Here is a 19,834-nt window from a genome sequence, read left to right on the forward strand (position 1 = left end):
GTCTGATCACCCCTGGAGGATCGAGGAGACGAGGAGCTGGGTGTAGGCGGCCTGGGGGTCGTCGAGCACCCGGTCGGTCAGGCCGGACTCGATGACGCGGCCGTCCTTCATCACCAGGGTTCGGTGCGAGATCAGCCGGGCCACCGCCAGGTCGTGCGTCACGATGATCACGGCCAGGCCCAGCTCGGCGACGAGCGAGCGAATCAGGTCGAGAAGGCGCGCCTGCACCGACACGTCCAGGCCGCTGGTGGGCTCGTCCATGAACACCAGCCGCGGCGAGACCACCAGGTTGCGGGCGATCTGCAGGCGCTGGCGCATGCCGCCGGAGAAGGTGACGGGAGCGTCGTCGATGCGGTCGGCGGGGATCTCCACCCGCCGCAGCCACTCCGCGGCGGCGGCGCGGATGCGCCCGTAGTGGCGCCAGCCCGTCGCCATCAGCGGCTCGCCCACGTTGCCGCCCGCGCTCACGTGCATGCGCAGCCCGTCGGCGGGATCCTGGTGGACGAAGCCCCATTCGGTGCGCCACAGCCGGCGCACCGCGCTCTCGCCGATCTCGGACAGATCCGCCACCTCGCCGTCGGCGGCGCGGTAACGGATGCTGCCCTCGGTCAGGCTGAGGCGCTGGGAGAGCGTGCCGAGCAGCGTCGACTTTCCGGATCCCGACTCGCCGACCACGGCGAGCACCTCACCGGGCCACAGGTCGAGGTCGACGCCACGGCAGCCCCAGCGGTCGCTGTAACGGTGGCCCGCGTCGCGGACCTCCAGCAGGGGTTGCGCGCCGCTCATGCGGTCACCGCTTCGGTGCCGGCGGCCTGGGTGTCGGCCGTGTCGGCGCCGGCCGCGGCCGCGCCGGCTGCCGCACGCTCGCAGTGGTCGGTGTCGGAGCAGACGAACATCGAGCCGCCCACGTCGTCAGTGATGACCTCGTCGAGGTAGACGCCGACGGAGCCGCAGATCGCGCAGGGCTCGTCGAAGCGCTGTGGTTCGAAGGGGTAGTCCTCGAAGCCGAGGCTCTCGACGTCCGTGTAGGGCGGCACGGCGTAGATGCGCTTCTCGCGCCCGGCGCCGAACAGCTGCAGGGCCGGGTTGCGGTGCATCTTCGGGTTGTCGAAGCTGGGGATCGGGGACGGTGCCATGACGTAGCGGCCCGCGACCATGACGGGGTAGTCGTAGGTCGTCGCGAAGTGGCCGTATTTGGCGATGTCCTCGTACAGCTTGACGTACATGAGTCCGTAGTCCGCCAGCGCGTGCAGGCGGCGGGTCTCGGTGAGACGTGGCTCCAGGAACCGCAGCGGCTCGGGGCCCGGCACCTGGTAGACGATCGTCTGCCCCTCGCCCAGCGGCGTCTCCGGGATGCGGTGGCGGGTCTGGATGATGCTGGCCTCGTCGGTGCGCGTCGTCGTGCGCACCCCGGCGACCGCGGCGAAGAACGAGCGGATCGACACGGCGTTGGTGGTGTCGTCCGCGCCCTGGTCGATGACCTTGAGCACGTCGTCCGGCCCGATGATCGCGGCGGTCACCTGGACGCCGCCGGTTCCCCAGCCACGCGGCATCGGCACCTCGCGTGAGGCGAACGGCACCTGGAAGCCGGGGATGGCGACGGCCTTGAGCAGCGCCCGACGAATCATCCTCTTCGTCTGCTCGTCGAGGTAGCCGATGTTGTATCCGCCGAGTCCGCCGGTCATGCCATTGCCTCCGCGAGGCTGAGTGCCTGGCCGGCGGGGGTCCCGTCAGCGGGGTCCGCCCCGGCTGGCGCCGGGGAGGCCGGCCGGGCGGCGGCCCGCTCACGGAACTCGGCCTGTAGGCGGCGGACGAGCCCGAGCTCGGCCTGGAAGTCGACGTAGTGCGGCAGTTTCAGGTGCTCCACGAAGCCGGTGGCCTGGACGTTGTCGCTATGGCTGATCACGAATTCCTCGTCCTGTGCCGGGGCGACGACGCGCTCGCCGAACTCGCCGGCGCGCAGCGACCGGTCGACCAGCGACATCGACATGGCCTTGCGCTCGCCGCGGCCGAAGGCCAGGCCATAGCCACGGGTGAACTGCGGTGGGGTGTCGGCGCTGCCCTGGAACTGGTTGATCATCTGGCACTCGGTGACCTCGAGGCGGCCCAGCGGGACCGCGAAACCGAGCTCGGGTGCCTCGAACTCGACCTCGACCTCGCCGACGCGGATCTCTCCCGCGAACGGGTGCGTGCTCCCGTAGCCACGCTGAGTCGAGTAGCCCAGCGCCAGCAGGAACCCCTCGTCGGCGCGGGCGAGTGCCTGCAGCCGTTCGGCCCGGCTCATCGGGAAGACGGCGGGCTCCCGGGTGAGGTCAGCCGGCTCCGGGTCACCGGTGCCAATGCCGGTGCCGGTGCCGGTGCCGGTGCCGGTGCCGGCATGGTCGGGCTCGATGAGCGCGCTCGCTCCGAGCAGGTCGGTCACGCGCGGCATCTCCGGCCGTGGCCCGGCCTCCCGCCCGGTCCGCGGGCCCGCGGTGTCGCGGTCGGTGAACAGCCGGTGGGTGTAGTCGAAGGTTGCGCCGAGCTGCTGGCCGCCGGGCAGGTCCTTGAAGGTCGCCGAGATGCGGCGCTGCGGCGGCAGCCCAGCCGTGTCCACCGGCAGCGTGTAGCCGAAGCGCGGCAGGGTCGTGCGGTACGAGCGCACCAGCGTCACGGCCTCGAGCACGTCGCCCTGTGCCTGCAGGATGGCGCGCGCGGCCAGCTCGGGGTCGTACAGCGACCCCTCCGTCATGACGCGCGAGACCAGGACTCCGAGCTGGCCGGCGACGGCGGCCAGCTCGATGCGCGGCAGGCCCGGATCCCCGCGTCCCTCCTTGGCGAGCAGGGCGTGGGCGTTGGCGATGGCGCGTTCCCCGCCCTTGACCGCGACGTACATCGGCTCAGGCCTCCCGTTCGGTATCGGTGTCCGCGGCCTGTTCGGTGTCCGCGGCCTGTTCGGTGTCCGCGGCGACGGCGGCGGTAAGGCGGGTGGTGCGGGGCAGCGCGGCGACCGTCCCGGCGTCGACCAGCAGCAGGTCGACGCCGCGCGGGAAGAGTTCTGTGTTCCGGCGCCAGGCCTCGGCGAACGCGTCCGGAGCCCAGGGGGCCGCGAGCGTGGCGTGACCGTCGATGCCGGGCCCCCGCGCGGTGAACCGGGCGGGCCCGGCGCAGCCGCGGATGTCCAGGACGACCGTGGCCGACAGGTGCGGCGCCTCATCCGTGCCGAGCGCCAGCGAGGCGAGCGGCGGCAGCGCGTCCGGGCCGGTGATGAGGAAGCCGGCCGCGGCCGGGTCGGCGACGCGACGCGCGCCGGTGTGGAACGCGAGCCAGGCGGCGGTCTCGGCGTCGTGGCCCAGCGCGCCACCGAGCCAGACGGCGCAGTCCTCGTCGAGCAGGGCCAGCGCGACGGCGGCGAGACCCTGGCCGAGCGCGGCGGGCGGCTCGGCCGGTCCGGCCAGCGGGTAGGGGCGCGTGGGGTGGGCGAGCGCGTCGAGCACGGCACGGAAGGCGCGCTGCGCGTCACGCGTGGGGTCGGCGAAGCCGGGCGCGGGCAGCGCGGCCGGGGTCACTCGTGCTCCCGGGCGACGGAGAAGAAGTCGACGAGCGTGCTGCGCGCCTCTGCGCCACGGATGTCGTCGCGTTCGGCATGCGCCTGTTCGAGCGGCGCGATGACCTCTGCCAGGACCCGCTCGCGCTGCCCGGGGTCGGCCAGCAGGCCGTCGAAGATGGCCGCGAGCCGCGCGTGCTCGAGGTCGGTGCCGAGGACATAGGAGGTGCCGATGGCGTCGGCGGCCAGCGGCTCGCCGTGCAGGCGCACGGCGGCCCGGGTGACGGTGGCCTCCCCCAGGTTGAAGCGCGCCCCGCCGCCGTCGACGCGCGCCCGCACCATCACCAGGCCTGCCTCGGGGCCGCGGACCGCCTGCACGGCTGGCTTCGGTGCCCAGCCCCGCCAGGCCGCGTCGAGGTCGGCCGGGCCGGCCATCGCGAGCGTCCGCATCCACCGTTGCCGGGCGGCCACGGCCTCATCGGGGGCCACGGCCTCGCCGGGGGTCCCAGTGTCGCCGGGGGCCTCAGTCGGGAGCGTCTGTGGTGTCACAGCATCCTCCGTCAAGTTGTCCAGCTATCTAGACAACTTGACGTTACCMCAACACGGGACCTTGGCGCCATGACGTATAAGCGGCGATCTGTCCGACAGGAGGTGAACGGCCGGGGAACGCGGCGGCCGAGGTGGGTAGAGTTCCGAACGTCATGACGGCGCAGAGCAGGTCCCCCAGCGGATACGCCACCTGGCGGCTCATCGCCGAGGAGCTGCGCCGGGAGATCGTCGGCGGTGCCCGGGCACCGGGCGCCAAGCTCCCTCCCGAGGGCGAGCTCGCCGAGCGTTTCGGCGTGCACCGCAACACCGTGCGCCAGGCCGTGGCCGCCCTGGCCGCCGAACACCTCGTCGTCTCCCGCCGCGGCAGCGGGACCTACGTCGCCGAGCACACGGTGCTGGTGCACCGCATCGGCGCGCGCACCCGTCTCACCGACAGCCTGGGCAGCCGCGGCAGCGCCTCGCGCCGGCTGCTCGCGTCAGCCGTCGAGCAGGAGCCACCCGCCGAGGTCGCCGAGCGGCTCGCGCTCGGCGGCGGCGCGGGTCTGCGACTCGAGACCGCGAGCTCGGTGGACGGCCTGTCCATCTCGCGCGGCACGCACTGGTTCGCGGCCGACCGTGTGCCGGGGCTCGCGGAGCGCTTCGACGCCACCGGGTCGATAACCGCGGCGCTGCGGGCTGTCGGGATCGACGACTACGTGCGGGCCGCGACCACGGTCAGCGCGCGGCACGCCACCGCCGCCGAGGCGGCCGACCTCGGGCTGACGGCCGGTTCCGTCGTCCTCGTCACCCGGTCCCTCGACACCCTGACCGACGGCACGCCGCTGCAGCTCGGCATCACCCGGTTCGTCGCCGCCCGCGTCGAGCTGGACGTCGGCCACGCGGACCTCGAACTGGACGGGCCGGCCTAGCAAGCCCTCGGCAAGCCCGCATCCGGCCTCCGGCGACCACCTCGTTACCGATGCGTCGGGCGATGGCACCTGCGTCCGGACCTCGCCCGCGCAGACCTCACCTGGGTCTTCGCCGTCCACGACCCCATCCGCGACGCCCCCGGACCGACGGCTGGCAACGCGCCCTCGCCCTCGACGGCCTGAGCCGGACGRGGGTGCCCACCGACTCCGCAGGCACGTCTCGCGCAACCTGCGACCATCGCAGGCTGCGATGGTCGAAGGCTGCGACCATCGCAGGTACGATGGAGCGACCGATCCGCTACTGGAGATGGACCAAGGTGCGCTTCGTCAATCGAGTCAAGGAGCTGTCCCTGCTGGACGAGTGGTTCGGGCGTCCAGGGCCTCAACTCGGCGTCGTATGGGGACGACGGCGGGTCGGGAAGTCCCACTTGCTGGCGCATTGGGCAGCCGGCAAACGCGCGATCTACCACGTGTCGCGCAACCGCGCGCTCGACCAGGAACTTGCTGCCCTCTCGGCGGCCGCGGCTCCGGTGCTCGAACTCGCCGACCGCGACCTGACCAGCCGCCCGTTTCGGGACTGGGACGAGGCATTCGAGATCTTTCGGCGCACGGCTTCGGAATCGCCGCTGGTCTTGATTCTTGATGAATTCCCCGAACTGGTCCAGAGCGATCCGAGCATCGAGAGCACGCTGCGCGCGATCTGGGAGGGCATGGGCGACCATCCCGTCCGTCTGGTCCTCTGCGGCTCGGCGGTACGCACCATGGAGGCGTTGCAGGAGGAACGCGCCCCGCTCTATGGCCGGGCCACCCTCCGTCTGCAGGTCCGACCGTTTCTGCCCAGTGAGGCGGCGTTGATGCTGCCCGACCTCTCACCGGCCGAACGCGCCAAGGCCTGGGGCGTCTGCGGTGGCATACCGTTCTACCTTGACCTGTGGGACCAGTCGGGGTCGTTCCGGGACAACCTCACGCGACTGGTCGCGGACGAGCATGGGCTTCTTCTCAACGAAGGCCAGCTGATCCTCGCCACCGAGGACTTCGCCGGCGGGCGCCGCGAACGTATCCCGGAACAGGTACTTCGGGCGATCGCGGCCGGACGCACCAGGTTCGGAGAGATCAAGGGCGCGTTGGGTACCGACCCAACCCGAGCACTGGCCGCTCTGGCCGACCTCGGCCTGGTCCAGCGGGTGCTTCCGGTCGGGCGCAGTGCGGACCCGCGACGGGCCTACTACCGAGTGGCGGACAACTTCCTGGCCTTCTGGCTAGCCATCGCGGAGCCTCGCCGGGCGGGCATCATCCAGGGCCTCGGCAAGTCCGTGGCAGGCGTGATGGAAGGCCAGTTCGACAACTTCATGGGCGACCGCTGGGAGGACGCGGTACGCACACATCTCATCCAGACCATGGCGGACGACCCCAGGCTGGCGCCCGTCATCGAAGTTGGCCGGTTCTGGCACCAGTACGGGGCCGACCCGGCCGAGATCGATGTCGCGATGCTCAGCGAGCCAGGAGGACGGCTCAGCCTCGCCGCCGAGGTGAAGTGGGCCAGGCGAGAAGAAGGCGGCCACGTCCTGCGCGCCCTCGTGCGCAAGGCGCATGCGTCCAACCTGCTGAGCCCGGACTTTCCAGAACCGCTGTACGCCATCGCCGCCCGGGAGGAAGTGACCGGCAATCTGCCCGACGATGTGCTTCGCGTAACCGCCGCCGACGTATTCGGCTAGTCAGAGCCGTCGGGCCGGCCGGGACGCATGTCCCGGCCGGCCCGACGCAAGGTTCGCCCCTTCGAACAGAGCGATCAGCGCGTTTTCGAACAGAGCGATCAGCCGATGTCGCGGGCGGGCCGCGCGGCGGCGTGCCGCCCCGCCCGGTACCCCATCACCATGCTGGGGCCGACGCAGGAGCCGCCGCCCGGGTAGGTCCCGCCGAGGACGGATGCCGCGGTGTTCCCGGCGGCGTAGAGACCGTCGACGATCGGCACCTCGGTGCCCAGCACGCGGGCGTCGGCGTCGATCTTCGGCCCGCCGCTCGTCCCCAGCGTCCCCGGCCACTGCTGGATCGCGCCGTAGAACGGGCCGACGACGGGCTTGAGGCTCGTCGTGTCCGGGCCGGTGGCCGAGYGGACCTGCTCGGGGTCGCCCCAGTCGGGGTCCTCGCCCTTCTCGGCGAAGGCGTTGTACCGGAGAACGGTCTCCTCCAGGGCGTCCGGGTCCACGTTGATCTTCGCGGCGAGCTCGCGGATGCTCTCGGCGGCGACGAGCCACGACGGGGCGGGCTGGCCGTTCGGCCCGACGATCTCCCCGTCGACGATCTTGCCGCCGAAGACGCCCTTCTTGCTCTCCCACTGCGCCGCGCCGAAGACGCACCACGCGGGCCCCTTGTTGGTGTAGCCCGGGTTGCGCTGGTCGAAGAAGTTGAAGGGGTGCGAGAAGTCGTTGTACGTGTAGCCGCCGTGCATGAAGCGCTTGCCATGCTGGTTGACGATGATCGACCCGGCGCCCAGGCCCATCTCCATCTGCGGCAGCGGGTTGCCGTCGCGGCCGATCTCCCACGGGTCGTGCATGACGCCATAGCTGAAGAAGGACGTCATCAGGCCAAGCTGCGCCCCGGCGCGCATCGCCATCCGGTGGCCGTCACCGGTGTTGGTCCACGGGGTACACGGCTTCACGTCGTAGCCGAGGAACGTCGTCACCATGTCGGGGTTCCACTCGAAGCCGCCGGTGGCGAGCACGACGCCCTTGCGGGCCCCGAGCCGGGTAAGCGCGCCGTCCTCGCCGACGACGAGGCCGACGACCGCGCCGGCGTCGTTCGTCACCAGCTCGCGCCCCGACGTCGAGTAGCGGACCGAGACGCCGCGATCGAGCAGCGCCTTCAGCAGCGTCGCGATGAGGGCGCCGCCCTTCGCCCGGTACCCCTCACGCCGACGCCGCTCCAGCTCCTCGCGGGGGACGACCTCGATCGCCTCGGCGTAGGCCACCTCCGGAGGCTTCACCCACGGGCTGGGGTTCACCCGCGCGGCCCACTCGGCGCCGAGCTTCTCCCGCGCCGGGTAGGGCTGGCACGAGACCGACCGCGGGATCTCCTTGGTGCCGGGGATACGGCCGGGCACGACCGCGTAGTAGTCGGGGAGCCCCTTGTGGGCACGGGTCACCAGGTCGGTGTTGGCCTCGAGGTAGTCCAGCKCCTCCGCCGCGGTGTCGACATAGACCTCGATGAGGTGCGGGTCGTAGGCACGGCCGTCGGAGAGCCGGGTGACGTAGGCGATCGCCTCTTCGCGCGAGTCCTGGTCCGCGATATGCCGGTTCACGGGGAGCCACATGTCCCCGCCGGAGGTTGCCGTCGTCCCGCCGATGTACTCGGACTTCTCCACGACGCAGACACTGGCGCCGCCGTCGGCCGCGAGCAGCGCCGCAGTCAGGGCACCCGCGCCACTACCCACCACGACGACGTCGAAGACCTCGTCCCACACTCCACCACTCATGTCCCGGATTCTCAGTTTTCGCTCCTGCCCGGTCAAGAACTTTGGCAGATATCGCACCCCAGCGTGCATATACAGCACATTTCGATCTTGACGCTCGACCGGCCTCGGAGACTCGTGATTCAACAAAGTCAAGATCGAAATATTGAAACTTAAGTTTCCGCTACCGCACGATCCAGAATATGGCGGAGCGGAGCGACGGGCGGGCAGGAACGTCGACAGGCAGCCAGACCCACGGTCTGACGCCATKGCCCACAGGCCGTCCTCCGACCCGGCCGCGCCGACCCTGGACCCGACATCCGTCGATGTAGCAGCGACGGGTAGGAAGACCGTGGGGTAGGTGAATGATCACCTACCCCACGGAATGCCGCGTCAGCTGCAGCCGCTGGTGGAGCCGCACTGTTCGCAGACGTAGCAGCTGCCGGCCGGGCGCATCGTGACTCCGCAGGTGAAGCACAGCGGGGCGTCGACCGCCGTCTGGGCCAGCAGCGACTGGCCGGGGGCGGCGGAACGAAGCTCCAGCTCCACGAACTCCGGACCGTGGGCGTGCGCCGCCGCGGCCGGCGCCGGCCGGGCGGCGGCGGTCGGGCCAGACTCGGTGGCGGTCAGGTCCTCGTCGTCGGGCGCGGCGACCCCGCCGTACTGGGTCGAGACCTGGCGGGCACGCTCGGAGGCGGTCAGGATGCCGAGCTCGGCGCGCTGCTCATCCGAGAGGTAGTCCAGCGCGAGCCTGCGGAACAGGTAGTCCAGCACCGACTGGGCGATCCGGACGTCCGGGTCGTCGGTCATGCCGGCCGGCTCGAAGCGCATGTTGATGAACTTCGAGACGTAGGTCTCCAGCGGCACGCCGTACTGCAGAGCGATCGAGATCGCGATCGAGAACGCGTCCATCACGCCGGCCAGTGTCGAGCCCTGCTTCGACATCTTGACGAAGATCTCGCCGAGGCCGTTGTCCGGGTAGGAGCCGGCCGTCATGTACCCCTCGGCCCCGCCAACCGAGAACGACACCGTCTGCGACGGCCGGATCTTCGGCAGTCGCCGCCGCACGGGCCGGTGGTCGGCCAGGGTGGTCGGCGTGGCCGCGAGGGTGGTCCCGATCGTGCCTGCGACGGCGTCGGCGATCGCCTTCGCCTCGTCAGCCGACCGCTTCGCGCCCCGCACGTCGGTCAGCGGCTGGCCGACCTTGCAGTTGTCCCGGTAGATCGCCAGCGCCTTCAGGCCGAGCCGCCAGCCCTCCAGGTAGATCTCCTCGACCTCGTCGACCGTGGCCGACTCGGGCATGTTCACCGTCTTCGAGATCGCCCCGGACAGGAAGGGCTGCACCGCGGCCATCATCCGGACGTGGCCCATCGGGGCGATCGCCCGCTCACCGATCGCGCAGTCGAACACCTCGTAGTGCTCGGGGCGCAGGCCGGGCGCGTCGACGACGTGGCCGTGCTCGGCGATGAACTCGACGATCGCCTCGACCGTCTCCTCCGCGTAGCCCAACGCCCGCAGCGCGGCCGGCACCGTCTGGTTGACGATCTTCATGCTGGCGCCGCCGACCAGCTTCTTCATCTTCACCAGCGCCAGGTCCGGCTCGATGCCGGTGGTGTCGCAGTCCATCGCCAGGCCGATCGTGCCGGTCGGGGCGAGCAGGCTGGCCTGCGCGTTGCGCCAGCCGTTGCGCTCACCGATCGCCAGGCACTTCTCCCATTCCTTCGACGCCACGGCGAGGACCCGGGCGTCCTCGACATGTCCGGAGCGCACGGCGTCGTTGGCCGCGGCGTGCTTGCGGATCACCCGGCGGTGGCTGTCGATGTCCCTGGCGTAGCCGTCGTAGGGGCCGACGACGCCGGCGAGCTCGGCGGAGCGGCGGTAGGCGGTGGCGGTCATCAGTGAGGTGATCGCGGCGGCGAGTGTGCGGCCGCCCTCGGAGTCGTAGGCGCGGGCGCTGGCCATGAGCAGGGCGCCCAGGTTCGCGTAGCCGATGCCCAGCTGGCGGTAGGCCCGGGTGACCGCGGTGATCTCCGGCGTCGGGAAGTCCGCGAAGCAGATCGAGATGTCCATCGCGGTGATGATCATCTCGACGGCGTAGACGAACCCCTCGACGTCGAACGTGCGGTCCGCGCGCAGGAAGCGCATCAGGTTCAGCGACGCCAGGTTGCAGCTGGAGTTGTCCAGGTGCATGTACTCGCTGCACGGGTTGCTGGCCGAGATCCGGCCGGCGTCCGGCGTGGTGTGCCAGTCGTTGATGGTGCCGTCGTACTGGATTCCGGGGTCGGCGCACTCCCAGGCGGCCTTGGCGATCTTTCGCATCAGCGCGGGCGCGTCCACGGACTCGATGACCCGGCCGTCCAGGCGCGCGCGCAGGTCGAACGCGGCGCCGGACTCGACGGCACGCATGAACTCGTCCGTGACCCGCACCGAGTTGTTGGCGTTCTGGTACTGCACGGACGCGATGTCCTTGCCACCCAGGTCCATGTCGAACCCGGCGTCACGCAGCGCGCGGATCTTGTCTTCCTCGCGGGCCTTCGTCTCGACGAACTCGACGATGTCGGGGTGGTCGACGTCCAGCACCACCATCTTCGCGGCCCGCCGGGTGGCCCCACCCGACTTGATCGTCCCCGCCGACGCGTCCGCGCCCCGCATGAAGCTGACCGGCCCGGAGGCCGTCCCCCCCGAGGACAGCAGCTCCTTCGACGACCGGATCCGCGACAGGTTGAGCCCCGAGCCGGAGCCGCCCTTGAAGATGAGCCCTTCCTCGCGGTACCAGTTCAGGATCGAGTCCATGTTGTCGTCGACCGCGAGGATGAAGCACGCGGATACCTGCTGAGGCGCCGTGGTACCGACGTTGAACCAGACGGGGCTGTTGAAGCTGAACATCTGGTGCAGAAGCATGTGGGTGAGCTCGTGCTCGAAGATCTCCGCGTCCTCGTCGGAGGCGAAGTAGCCGTTCTCGCGGCCGGACTTTCCGTATGACCCGACGACCCGGTCGATCAGCTGGCGCAGCGACGACTCGCGCCGCGGGGAGCCGACGGCGCCACGGAAGTACTTGCTGGTGACGATGTTCGACGCGTTGATCGACCAGAACGCCGGGAACTCGACGCCGCGCTGCTCGAAGTTGATCGAGCCGTCCCGCCAGTTGGTCATGACGACGTCCCGCTGCTCCCAGGTCACCTGGTCGTACGGGTGCACACCGGCCGTCGTGTTGCGGCGCTCGATCCGCAGGCCGGCGGCCCTGGCGGCGCCGGCCTTGCCCGTCCCTCCGGCCTTGCCGGTCCCGCCGCCCTTACCGGTCTCGCCGGCCGGGCCGTCGCCACCGTCACCGCTGCCAGCGGCAGGGACGGTCGCGGCCTCGCTCACCGCGCCGGCGAGGGAGGCGGGCTTCCCGACGGCCGAGGCGGCCTTCCCGTTGGAGCTGGCCTTCTGCTTCGTGCCGCGGGTCTCCGTCATGACACTCCTCAGCTCTGGTCGTCTTTGCTCTGGTCGTCTTTGGCTCTGAAGTCTTTGGAAGTCGTCTCTGGGGCGGATCGCGGGCATGCCGAACAGAGCCGGCGGCCGCGGGACCCGGATACGGCCGAAGGATGCGGCCTTGAGGCCTAGGGTCTGGGCGACCCGGGCGAGGTGACGGCGACGACGTCGTCCGGCAGGTCCTGCCCGGCCTGGTCGGCCTGCCCGGCCTGGTCGGCGCGCAGCTGAGTGATCGCCCGCTCGAAGTCGGCGAGCGACTCGAACGACAGGTAGACGGACGCGAACCGCAGGTAGGCGACCTCGTCGAGCTCACGGAGCGGCCCGAGGATCGCGAGGCCCACATCCTCGGCAGCGACCTCGGCGGCGCCCGACKAGCGGACCGTGTCCTCCACTCGCTGACCGAGCCTGGCAAGGTCCTCGGCGCTCACCGGACGGCCCTGGCAGGCCTTGCGGACACCAGCGACGACCTTGGCCCTGCTGAACGGCTCGGCGGCACCGCTGCGCTTGCGCACCTGCAGCGAGGCCTCCTCCATGGTCGTGAACCGCCGCCCGCAGGACGGGCACGCCCGGCGGCGCCGGATGGCCGCGCCCTCATCGGCTTCCCGGCTGTCCACCACTCGGCTGTCGGGATGCCGGCAAAACGGACACCGCACGGCTCCTCCCTTCGTCAGACCCCTGTAGGAACAACCACGCACGCGAGAGAACGCGTCCACGCTTCGGCCCCGTCCCTGCTTCCCGAGGCATGGCTGACGCAGGGCATGGCGACCTGGCCGGGGAAGCTCCCACGAGCGCGACCGCGCACCGTCGGGACGGTCTCCACAGCTCCCACGGAACGCTGCCGTTCCGCGGCTAGCTATTCCGCAACTACAAGCTGTGGACTACTTACAGGTATGTAACTACAAGATGTTGTGCTGCCAGAGTAGCGCATACCCGGATCACCCGTGAGCATGCCCCCCGCGCGTGTCGGATCCCACCCGCCCAGACGGGGAGAAGCAGCAGGTTCGCGAYGAACCGTCACATGCCGACAGCCCGACGCCCGCGCCGACCGGGTGGTCGGCGCGGGCGTCGGGCCAGGGAAGGACGCCGCCGGTCAGAAGGCGGCGAGCGCCCAGTGAACGGCGAGCCATGCGGCGCTGGTGGCGCCCCAGACAGCGAGGACAAGCAGGAGCCCGGCGACGGCCCGGCCGCGGCCGGTCAGCCTCAGCGCGGGCGCCGGCCGTCCCGCCCGCCGGCGGTCCAACCTCGCGCCGGCGACCGGGTGCTCGGCGGCGACAGCCCGCGCGAGCGGGCTGGGAACCGCCGGCGGGGCGGCGTTCGCCGACCGACGACGGCTCGGTACGGGCAGGGCGATCACATCGGCGCCGTCCGGCTGTCGCGGGGCCGGGCGCCCTGGGACCAGGGTGGCCCCACGCGGGTTCGTCACGCCAAACCTCCTAGCGGCCGGGCCATTACCCGGCACAGCTCGTCGAGCGAAGCTCAACCAACGTCGGGGGGTCCGGGGCGCGAGCCCTCGAAGAACCGTGGCGACCGGTCATCGAGGGAGACATCCCCGGCAGACATCTGGGGCCATCGGGAAGGTAGCCCAAGATCTACAACTGGCGACCACCGGCGGCAGTAGCCGGTAGCGGAAGTCAGGACGAGGACAGGGCCCGCTTCGAACTGATGGTCGATTCTTACATGCACAAGGCCGACAGAGCACGCAGACACGCTCGAACGCCTGTTTGAGATTCGCGCGCCACCGGGCTACGGTCGTCACACGATCGGGCGCAACCCGGCTCCCCTTATCCACAGGTGAGGCCGATGAGAAGCCGGCGGCCCGGTCCCGCACCATGACCTTGAGCGAGGGAGAACCTAGGCCATGACCACGCAGGGCAGGGGGCCGCGCAGGGCAGGACGCCCGTCGGCCAGCGGCGACGAGGAGAGCGACGGCACCGTACGCGCCTTCCCCGACGGCCCCGTCGACGACGACGGCCTGACTCCCCGTCAGCGCAAGGTGCTCGAGGTGATCCGTGACGCGGTCGAGCGGCGCGGCTACCCGCCGAGCGTGCGCGAGATCGGCGAGGCGGTGGGCCTGACCAGCACCAGCAGCGTCGCGCACCAGCTCAGGATGCTCGAGGACAAGGGCCTGCTGCGCCGCGACCCGAACCGGCCGCGGGCGATCGAGGTGGTCTCCCCCGAGGGTGGCCGGCCGGTCAGGCCGATCCCGAAGACCCGGCAGACGGCCGGCGCGGGCAGGGGCCGGGGCGGCGTGAGCCCGCTGCGGGTGCACACGCTCGGCCCGGCCGACGACGCGCTCGCCCGCGAGGCCGGCGAGCAGGACTCGCTGAAGGCGGCGACCGCCTACGTGCCGCTGGTCGGCCGGATCGCCGCCGGTGGGCCGATCCTCGCCGAGCAGGCGGTCGAGGACGTGCTGCCGCTGCCGCGTGAGATCGTCGGCGAGGGCACCCTGTTCCTGCTCCGGGTCGTCGGCGACTCGATGATCAACGCGGCGATCTGCGACGGCGACCTGGTGGCGGTCCGCCAGCAGCCGGTCGCCGAGAACGGCGAGATCGTCGCCGCCCTGATCGACGGGGAGGCGACCGTCAAGCGGCTGCGCCGCCGGGACGGCCACGCGTGGCTCCAGCCGGAGAACCCGGCCTTCCACGACATCCCCGGCGACGACGCCACCATCCTCGGCCGCGTCGTCGCCGTCATGCGCCGCGTCTGAGCACTCCGTGAGGCGCTGAGACTGAACTCGGCTAGCCGAACTCGGCTAGCCGAGTTCGGCCTTGCGGTGGATCGAGTAGTGGAGCACGAGGAACGGCAGGCCGAACACCCAGAACTCGTGTTCGGCTCGCAGCTCGCCGTCCTCGAGGTAGACGTCGAGCTGCTCGGCGAAGCCGTGGACCGCCGCGGCGGTCAGCTCCTTCGTCTCCGCGTCCACATAGGTCAGATAGTGCCCGGGCTGGTCCAGGTCGCCGCGGCTGGACAGCACCAGCCCGCCGCCGGCCCGCGCGGTCGGCGCGAGGGTGGCCGTGAAGCTGGCCTGTGGCAGCGGGAAGCCGACGCTGACGTAGCCGCGGCCGTCCCGGCGGTAGGTCGTGTAGATCCCCACGTAGATGGGTTCGTCGTTGTCGACGTACGACCTGATCCAGCCCCGGATGCTTACGGTGCCGTCGTCGGTGCCGCTGATCGTGTCGATCCGGCTGCGAACCCCACGCTGCGCCTCTCGCTGGTTCATGGGCACGTTCGCCTGCCCCAGCGGGCGCGCGAGCACGGTGCGGTAGAGCAGGTAGCCGGGCCGCACCCACAACCGCCATCGCGGAACGATGTCGAGGGTGAACCGGGTGGTGTGCTCGTAGAACTCCCGCACCAGCGGGGCGACGGTCGCGGGATCGAACTCGGGGCCGGCCAGCTCGTCCAGCGAGGCGACGATCCCGACGTCGGGGGCGGCGGCCTGGTAGTCGCCGCCGAGCACCTCGGCCAGGTCGCGCACGTAGCCCGTCCCGACATAGCGGGTCCGCGCCACCAGCGGGACCACGAACGGCAGATCCGCGGGGCTGACCCGTTCGGCGAGCATCATCACCTGCGGGTCCCGGAAGATCGCCGCCGACACGGTCCGGAAGGCGAGCACGGTGGCCGCGCCGACGATCGCGGCAGGGACGTCGCCCCAGAGCAGCCGGCACCCGTAGCCGATGGCGAGCCCCACCAGCGGGCCAAGCACCACCTTCTGCGGACGGAGCCCCAGCGCGCCGGCCAGCGCGCCGGCGACCAGGCCCACGACCACCGGCCCGGCCCCGGTCACCGCCGCCAGCGCCCACGCCAGGGGCGCCGCCATCGCGGTGCTCATCACGATGCGCGACCACAACGCGGGGATCTGGCCGGGACGCTGCCGCGCCCGCGCGACCGCCTCCGACACCGTCGTCAGCAGGCCACCGACGACGGCCGCCGCGATCATGGGGAGCGCACCCCACCGAGTGGCGAGGGACAGCCCGGCGACCGCGCCGATGACAGCGGCCAGCCCGAGCGAACCGGGCTTGTCCGCCTTGCCCGATTCCTCCACGGCCACGCCACGAACCTACCGACAGGCGCCGTGGCGGTGATGCGCCCTAGGCGTCGACGCTCTGGCGGAAGGCGTCCAGGTCGGCGGCCAGGCCCGCGGAGACGCGAGCGCGCAGCTCGGTGCCCGTCGCGGTGTGCGCCTGGTCGAGAACCTCACCGGACTCGTGGATCCGGGCGACGAGATCCCCGCGGTTGTACGGGACGAGGACGTCGACCTCGACCTGCGGGTGCGGCACCCGGGCGGCCAGGGCCTCCACCAGCTCCTCCAGGCCGGCACCCGTCCGCGCCGACACGCACACCGCGTCGGGAGCGATCCGCTTGATGCCCGCGACCGTCGTCTTGTCGGCGATGTCGGTCTTGTTCACCACGATGAGCTCGGGCACGTCGCCGGCGTCGATGTCGTTCAGCACCTCGCGCACGGCCGAGAGCTGCCCGATCGGGTCCGGATGCGAGCCGTCGACCACATGGATGATCAGATCCGCGTCCGCGACCTCTTCGAGCGTGGAGCGGAACGCCTCGACGATCTGGTGGGGCAGGTGGCGGACGAAGCCGACCGTGTCGGTGAGCGTGAACACCCGGCCGTCGGGCAGCGTCGCGCGGCGCACCGTCGGGTCCAGCGTGGCGAACAGCGCGTTTTCCACGAGCACGCCCGCGCCGGTCAGCCGGTTGAGCAGCGACGACTTGCCGGCGTTGGTGTAACCGGCGATCGCCACCGAAGGCACCGCGCCGCGCCGACGCGCCGACCGCTTGGTCTCGCGGACGGTCTCCATCTCGCGCAGCTCACGCCRCAGCCGGGAGATCCGGGCGCGCAGCCGGCGCCGGTCCGTCTCGATCTTCGTCTCACCGGGGCCGCGGGTACCGATCGGGGCGCGGCCACCGGACGCGGCCTGCCGGGACATCGACTCACCMCAGCCTCGCAGCCGCGGCAGCATGTACTGCAGCTGCGCGAGCTCGACCTGCGCCTTGMCCTCCTTGGACGTGGCGTGCTGGGCGAAGATGTCCAGGATGAGCGCCGTCCGGTCGATGACCTTGACCTTGACGACCTCCTCCAGCTGGCGTAGCTGGCCCGGAGTGAGCTCACCGTCGCAGATCACCGTGTCGGCCCCGGCCGCGCGGACGACCTCGGCCAGCTCCTTGGCCTTGCCGGAACCGACGTAGGTCGCGGTGTCCGGCTTGTCCCGGCGCTGGACGAGCGCGTCGAGCACCACCGAGCCGGCGGTCTCCGCCAGCTGGGCCAGCTCGGCCATCGAGGTCTTGGCATCCTCGATCGAGCGGGTGGTCCACACACCGATCAGGACCACCTGCTCCAGGCGCAGCTGGCGGTACTCGACCTCGGTGACGTCGGCGAGCTCGGTGGTGAGCCCCGGCATCCGGCGAAGCGCGTCGCGCTCCTCGACCGCCAGCTCGTCGCCGGCGTCATCGTAGAAACCGAGACCCGGCAGCGTGATCGCGCCACCGGCGTCGGCGGCGGTGTCCGCCGGTCCGACGGTGTCGGCGGGTTCAGCGGCRCCGGAGTCGGCCGTCAGCACCCTGGCGACCGCCTCGGAAATGTTCCCGTCGCCCCGCGTTGCGCCGCCGTCCGCATCGATCCCGCTCACGGAATCAATGGGAGAGCTGGGCTCGCGGGTCGGGCTGGTCACTGCGGATTCAGCGGGAAGACTCATACCGTCCGTTCCAACACGACCGGCCCGCACTCGATTCCGCGCGGTGGCCGGTCGGGCCTAGTTGTCCGGGATGTGCGTCCAGGATCGGTGGCACACGATCCACGTCTTCACCCCGCTGGCGCGGGCCACGCATTCACCCCGCTGACGCGGGAACCGCCACGCCTTCGGTGACGGTAGCGTGCCACGCCCGGCGTGCTCCCGCGACGGGATTTCCGCGCAGGACCACGGCCCGGCGCGCCGGCACGGCCGTGTCCGAAGCCGCGCGGCCGCGGCCGGCGGCCTAGACGAGCCCCGCGGCCACGGCGGACCGGCTGTCCCCCGCGGCGGCGGCCAGCCAGTCCTGGCGCAGCAGGCCGTCGCTGACCAGCACGGCCGGGCCGCGCAGCCGGACCTGGTCGTCGTCCCACAGCACGGTCAGCAGGCCGCCCGGCACCGCCACCGGCACCGCCACCCCCGGTCCCAGGCCCGCCCGGGTGGCGCTGGCCACCGCGACGGCGCAGGCTCCGGTCCCACAGGACAGCGTCTCCCCGACGCCCCGCTCGTACACCCGCATCGCCACGGCGTCCGGCGCGCCGACGACGATCTCGACGTTCACGCCGTCCGGGAACACCTCCGACGGCACGTCCGGCGGCCTGGTCAGGTCGAGCGCGGCGAGGCCCGCCGGGCTCAGGTCGTCGGCGAAGCAGACCGCGTGCGGGTTGCCCATCGACACCGGGGTGGCCCGCCAGGTCCGCCCGGCGAGCGTCACGGTCGCCGCGCCCGCGGAGCCGACCAACCCAGGCCCCATCTCGACCGTCACCGCACCCTCGGCGGGCACGTCCGCGACCCGCACACCCGCCCGGGTCAGGACCGGGATCAGGCCGGGCGGCTCGTAGCCGGCGTCGACGAGATACCGGCCGAAGACCCGCAGCCCGTTGCCGCACATCTCGGCGAGCGACCCGTCCGCATTGCGGTAGTCCATGAACCAGCGGGCCGCCTCGGCCGGCGTCCCGGCCTGGGAGGCCCACGCCGCGGACCGCGCGGAGGCCCACGGGTCGGCCGCGGCCAGCACCACCCGCAACACCCCGTCGGCGCCGACACCGGTCCGCCGGTCACACAGCGCCCGCACCAGCTCCGGCGTCAGGTCGAGGTCACCGTCCGGATCCGGCACGATCACGAAGTCGTTACCCGTCCCATGCCCCTTCACGAACCGCACCCCAGAAGCGTACGGCGGTGGCGGGCCGGGCCGCGGGCCCGGCGTCGTCAGGCGGTGGGCTGCATGTCGTAGGGAGCGGCGGGGCCGGGGGTGCCAGGGGAAGGGGGGTGGCGGGTGTGGGTGGGGCGGCCGCGGCCCAGGGCGAGGAGGCGGGCGTCGTCGACGGGCAGGGGCGGGCAGAAGACCGGGCCGGCGGCGCGGTCGCAGCCGAGGCTGGCGACGCGGCCGGCGAACCGGGCGGTGTCGACGCCGTCGACGAGCACGACGGCGTGGCGGCGGTGCGCGAGCGCGACCATCGAGGCGAAGACCGCCTCGCCCTCGAGGTCACGCAGGGTGGCTCGCAGGAACCGGTCGTCCACGCGGACCAGGTCGAGCGGCAGCAGGTCGAGCGTGGCCGGCGAGCCGATCCAGCTGCCGAACGCCCGGACCGCGACCGCGACGCCGCTGGTGCGCAGCCCGGCGAGCAGGCGCGGCAGCGACGGCGCCGCCCGGCCCAGGGTCTCCTCGGTGAACGCGAGCCCGACGGCGCCCGGGGGCAGGGCACCCCGGTCGCGGACGAGTGCGGTCACCTCGGCGGCGAACGTCGGCCGGGCGAGCTGACGGGAGCCGACGTGCAGCCACAGCCTGGGCGGGCGGATGTGGGTGCCGGCCGCCATCCGGTGCCAGGTGCGGCACTCGGTGATGGCGGCCCGTAGCGCCCACAGGTCGAGCTGGTCGGCGAGGCCCGCGAACCGGGCGATGGCGCGGACGTCTCCGGTGTCGAGCAGGCCCCGGTCGGGGTGAGCCCACTGGAGGCGAGCCGTCATGCCGGGGACGGATCCGGTGCGCAGATCCACCTCTGGTTCGAAGGAGAACCTGAGGGTGCCGTCATCGAAGGCGGCATACAAGGCATGTATGAGCGCTAGGTCGAGCTCGGTCACGCAGGCCTCTCCCGGACGCCGGGATGGACCAGCCATGCCTCCGCTGGCGCACCACAGCGAGGGAACGGTCGGTCGTACGTCAGGCCGACGGGCGCACCACTGTCACGAG

At 71.8% G+C, this 19,834-nt stretch carries 16 protein-coding genes; 3 read left to right on the plus strand and 13 right to left on the minus strand.

The annotated features are described in order from the left end of the window. Positions 1 to 6: 6 nt before the first annotated feature. The 5 genes from phnK to phnG are packed head-to-tail and all read right to left on the minus strand — an operon-like array spanning position 7 to position 4,075. Complete coding sequence (gene phnK, locus BCD49_RS11435) at positions 7 to 786, minus strand: phosphonate C-P lyase system protein PhnK (protein WP_007513353.1); 780 nt, start codon at positions 784 to 786, stop codon at positions 7 to 9. Further along, positions 783 to 1,685 carry an alpha-D-ribose 1-methylphosphonate 5-phosphate C-P-lyase PhnJ gene (locus tag BCD49_RS11440; RefSeq protein WP_007513355.1) on the minus strand — a complete coding sequence of 301 codons (903 nt, stop codon included), beginning with the start codon at positions 1,683 to 1,685 and terminating at the stop codon, positions 783 to 785. Before BCD49_RS11440 ends, phnK begins: the two co-directional genes overlap by 4 nt. Beyond that, positions 1,682 to 2,875 (minus strand): carbon-phosphorus lyase complex subunit PhnI, encoded by a 1,194-nt coding sequence (locus tag BCD49_RS11445; RefSeq protein ID WP_007513357.1) that lies wholly within the window; start codon positions 2,873 to 2,875, stop codon positions 1,682 to 1,684. The genes BCD49_RS11440 and BCD49_RS11445 overlap by 4 nt, the downstream gene beginning before the upstream one ends. A 4-nt stretch (positions 2,876 to 2,879) precedes the next feature. Continuing rightward, positions 2,880 to 3,548 (minus strand): phosphonate C-P lyase system protein PhnH, encoded by a 669-nt coding sequence (phnH, locus tag BCD49_RS11450; protein WP_007513358.1) that lies wholly within the window; start codon positions 3,546 to 3,548, stop codon positions 2,880 to 2,882. Next, complete coding sequence (gene phnG / locus BCD49_RS11455; RefSeq protein WP_007513360.1) at positions 3,545 to 4,075, minus strand: phosphonate C-P lyase system protein PhnG; 531 nt, start codon at positions 4,073 to 4,075, stop codon at positions 3,545 to 3,547. Before phnG ends, phnH begins: the two co-directional genes overlap by 4 nt. 131 nt (positions 4,076 to 4,206) lie before the next feature. On the opposite strand from phnG, the gene phnF reads away from it, so the two are divergent. Next, the gene (gene phnF / locus BCD49_RS11460; protein WP_241832305.1) at positions 4,207 to 4,983 is read left to right on the plus strand and encodes a phosphonate metabolism transcriptional regulator PhnF; all 777 of its coding nucleotides are present in this window, start codon (positions 4,207 to 4,209) and stop codon (positions 4,981 to 4,983) included. A gap of 281 nt (positions 4,984 to 5,264) precedes the next feature. Then, entirely contained in the window at positions 5,265 to 6,698 is a 1,434-nt protein-coding gene (locus BCD49_RS11465) for an ATP-binding protein (protein WP_051467389.1), read from the plus strand. 98 nt (positions 6,699 to 6,796) lie between these two features. On the opposite strand, the gene BCD49_RS11470 is transcribed toward BCD49_RS11465, so the two are convergent. From BCD49_RS11470 to BCD49_RS11485, 4 genes are all read right to left on the minus strand, one after another. Next, positions 6,797 to 8,455, minus strand: coding sequence for an FAD-dependent oxidoreductase (locus BCD49_RS11470; protein ID WP_071041470.1), 1,659 nt, complete (start codon positions 8,453 to 8,455; stop codon positions 6,797 to 6,799). Between the two features lie 369 nt (positions 8,456 to 8,824). Continuing rightward, positions 8,825 to 11,887, minus strand: a complete 3,063-nt coding sequence (locus BCD49_RS11475; protein WP_007513368.1) for a vitamin B12-dependent ribonucleotide reductase — start codon at positions 11,885 to 11,887, stop codon at positions 8,825 to 8,827. A gap of 146 nt (positions 11,888 to 12,033) precedes the next feature. Continuing rightward, complete coding sequence (nrdR, locus tag BCD49_RS11480; protein ID WP_071041471.1) at positions 12,034 to 12,558, minus strand: transcriptional regulator NrdR; 525 nt, start codon at positions 12,556 to 12,558, stop codon at positions 12,034 to 12,036. Between the two features lie 437 nt (positions 12,559 to 12,995). Next, complete coding sequence (locus tag BCD49_RS11485; protein WP_007513372.1) at positions 12,996 to 13,328, minus strand: hypothetical protein; 333 nt, start codon at positions 13,326 to 13,328, stop codon at positions 12,996 to 12,998. Between the two features lie 435 nt (positions 13,329 to 13,763). Between BCD49_RS11485 and lexA the strand changes: the two genes are divergently transcribed. Then, entirely contained in the window at positions 13,764 to 14,612 is an 849-nt protein-coding gene (gene lexA / locus BCD49_RS11490) for a transcriptional repressor LexA (protein WP_007513374.1), read from the plus strand. Between the two features lie 45 nt (positions 14,613 to 14,657). Here the strand turns inward: lexA and BCD49_RS11495 are convergent, their stop codons facing one another. From BCD49_RS11495 to BCD49_RS11510, 4 genes are all read right to left on the minus strand, one after another. Further along, on the minus strand, positions 14,658 to 15,953 hold the full coding sequence (locus tag BCD49_RS11495) for a hypothetical protein (protein WP_007513376.1): 1,296 nt from the start codon (positions 15,951 to 15,953) through the stop codon (positions 14,658 to 14,660). Positions 15,954 to 15,993: 40 nt separating this feature from the next. Then, a complete protein-coding gene (hflX, locus tag BCD49_RS11500) occupies positions 15,994 to 17,610 on the minus strand; it encodes a GTPase HflX (RefSeq protein ID WP_083401387.1) in 1,617 nt (538 codons plus the stop codon). A 280-nt stretch (positions 17,611 to 17,890) separates the two neighbouring features. Continuing rightward, positions 17,891 to 18,805 (minus strand): diaminopimelate epimerase, encoded by a 915-nt coding sequence (dapF, locus tag BCD49_RS11505; RefSeq protein WP_007513380.1) that lies wholly within the window; start codon positions 18,803 to 18,805, stop codon positions 17,891 to 17,893. Between the two features lie 47 nt (positions 18,806 to 18,852). Continuing rightward, positions 18,853 to 19,725 carry an EAL domain-containing protein gene (locus BCD49_RS11510; protein ID WP_007513381.1) on the minus strand — a complete coding sequence of 291 codons (873 nt, stop codon included), beginning with the start codon at positions 19,723 to 19,725 and terminating at the stop codon, positions 18,853 to 18,855. Between the last annotated feature and the right edge of the window lie 109 nt (positions 19,726 to 19,834).

Source organism: Pseudofrankia sp. EUN1h (assembly GCF_001854645.1).
GTDB classification, from domain to species: Bacteria; Actinomycetota; Actinomycetes; order Frankiales; family Frankiaceae; genus Pseudofrankia; species Pseudofrankia saprophytica.

Coding starts and splice junctions, on each gene's coding strand:
- phnK (WP_007513353.1), bottom strand. CDS start 786: ATGAGCGGCGCGCAACCCCTGCTGGAGGTCCGCGACGCGGGCCACCGT.
- BCD49_RS11440 (WP_007513355.1), bottom strand. CDS start 1,685: ATGACCGGCGGACTCGGCGGATACAACATCGGCTACCTCGACGAGCAG.
- BCD49_RS11445 (WP_007513357.1), bottom strand. CDS start 2,875: ATGTACGTCGCGGTCAAGGGCGGGGAACGCGCCATCGCCAACGCCCAC.
- BCD49_RS11465 (WP_051467389.1), top strand. CDS start 5,265: ATGGAGCGACCGATCCGCTACTGGAGATGGACCAAGGTGCGCTTCGTC.
- BCD49_RS11475 (WP_007513368.1), bottom strand. CDS start 11,887: ATGACGGAGACCCGCGGCACGAAGCAGAAGGCCAGCTCCAACGGGAAG.
- lexA (WP_007513374.1), top strand. CDS start 13,764: ATGACCACGCAGGGCAGGGGGCCGCGCAGGGCAGGACGCCCGTCGGCC.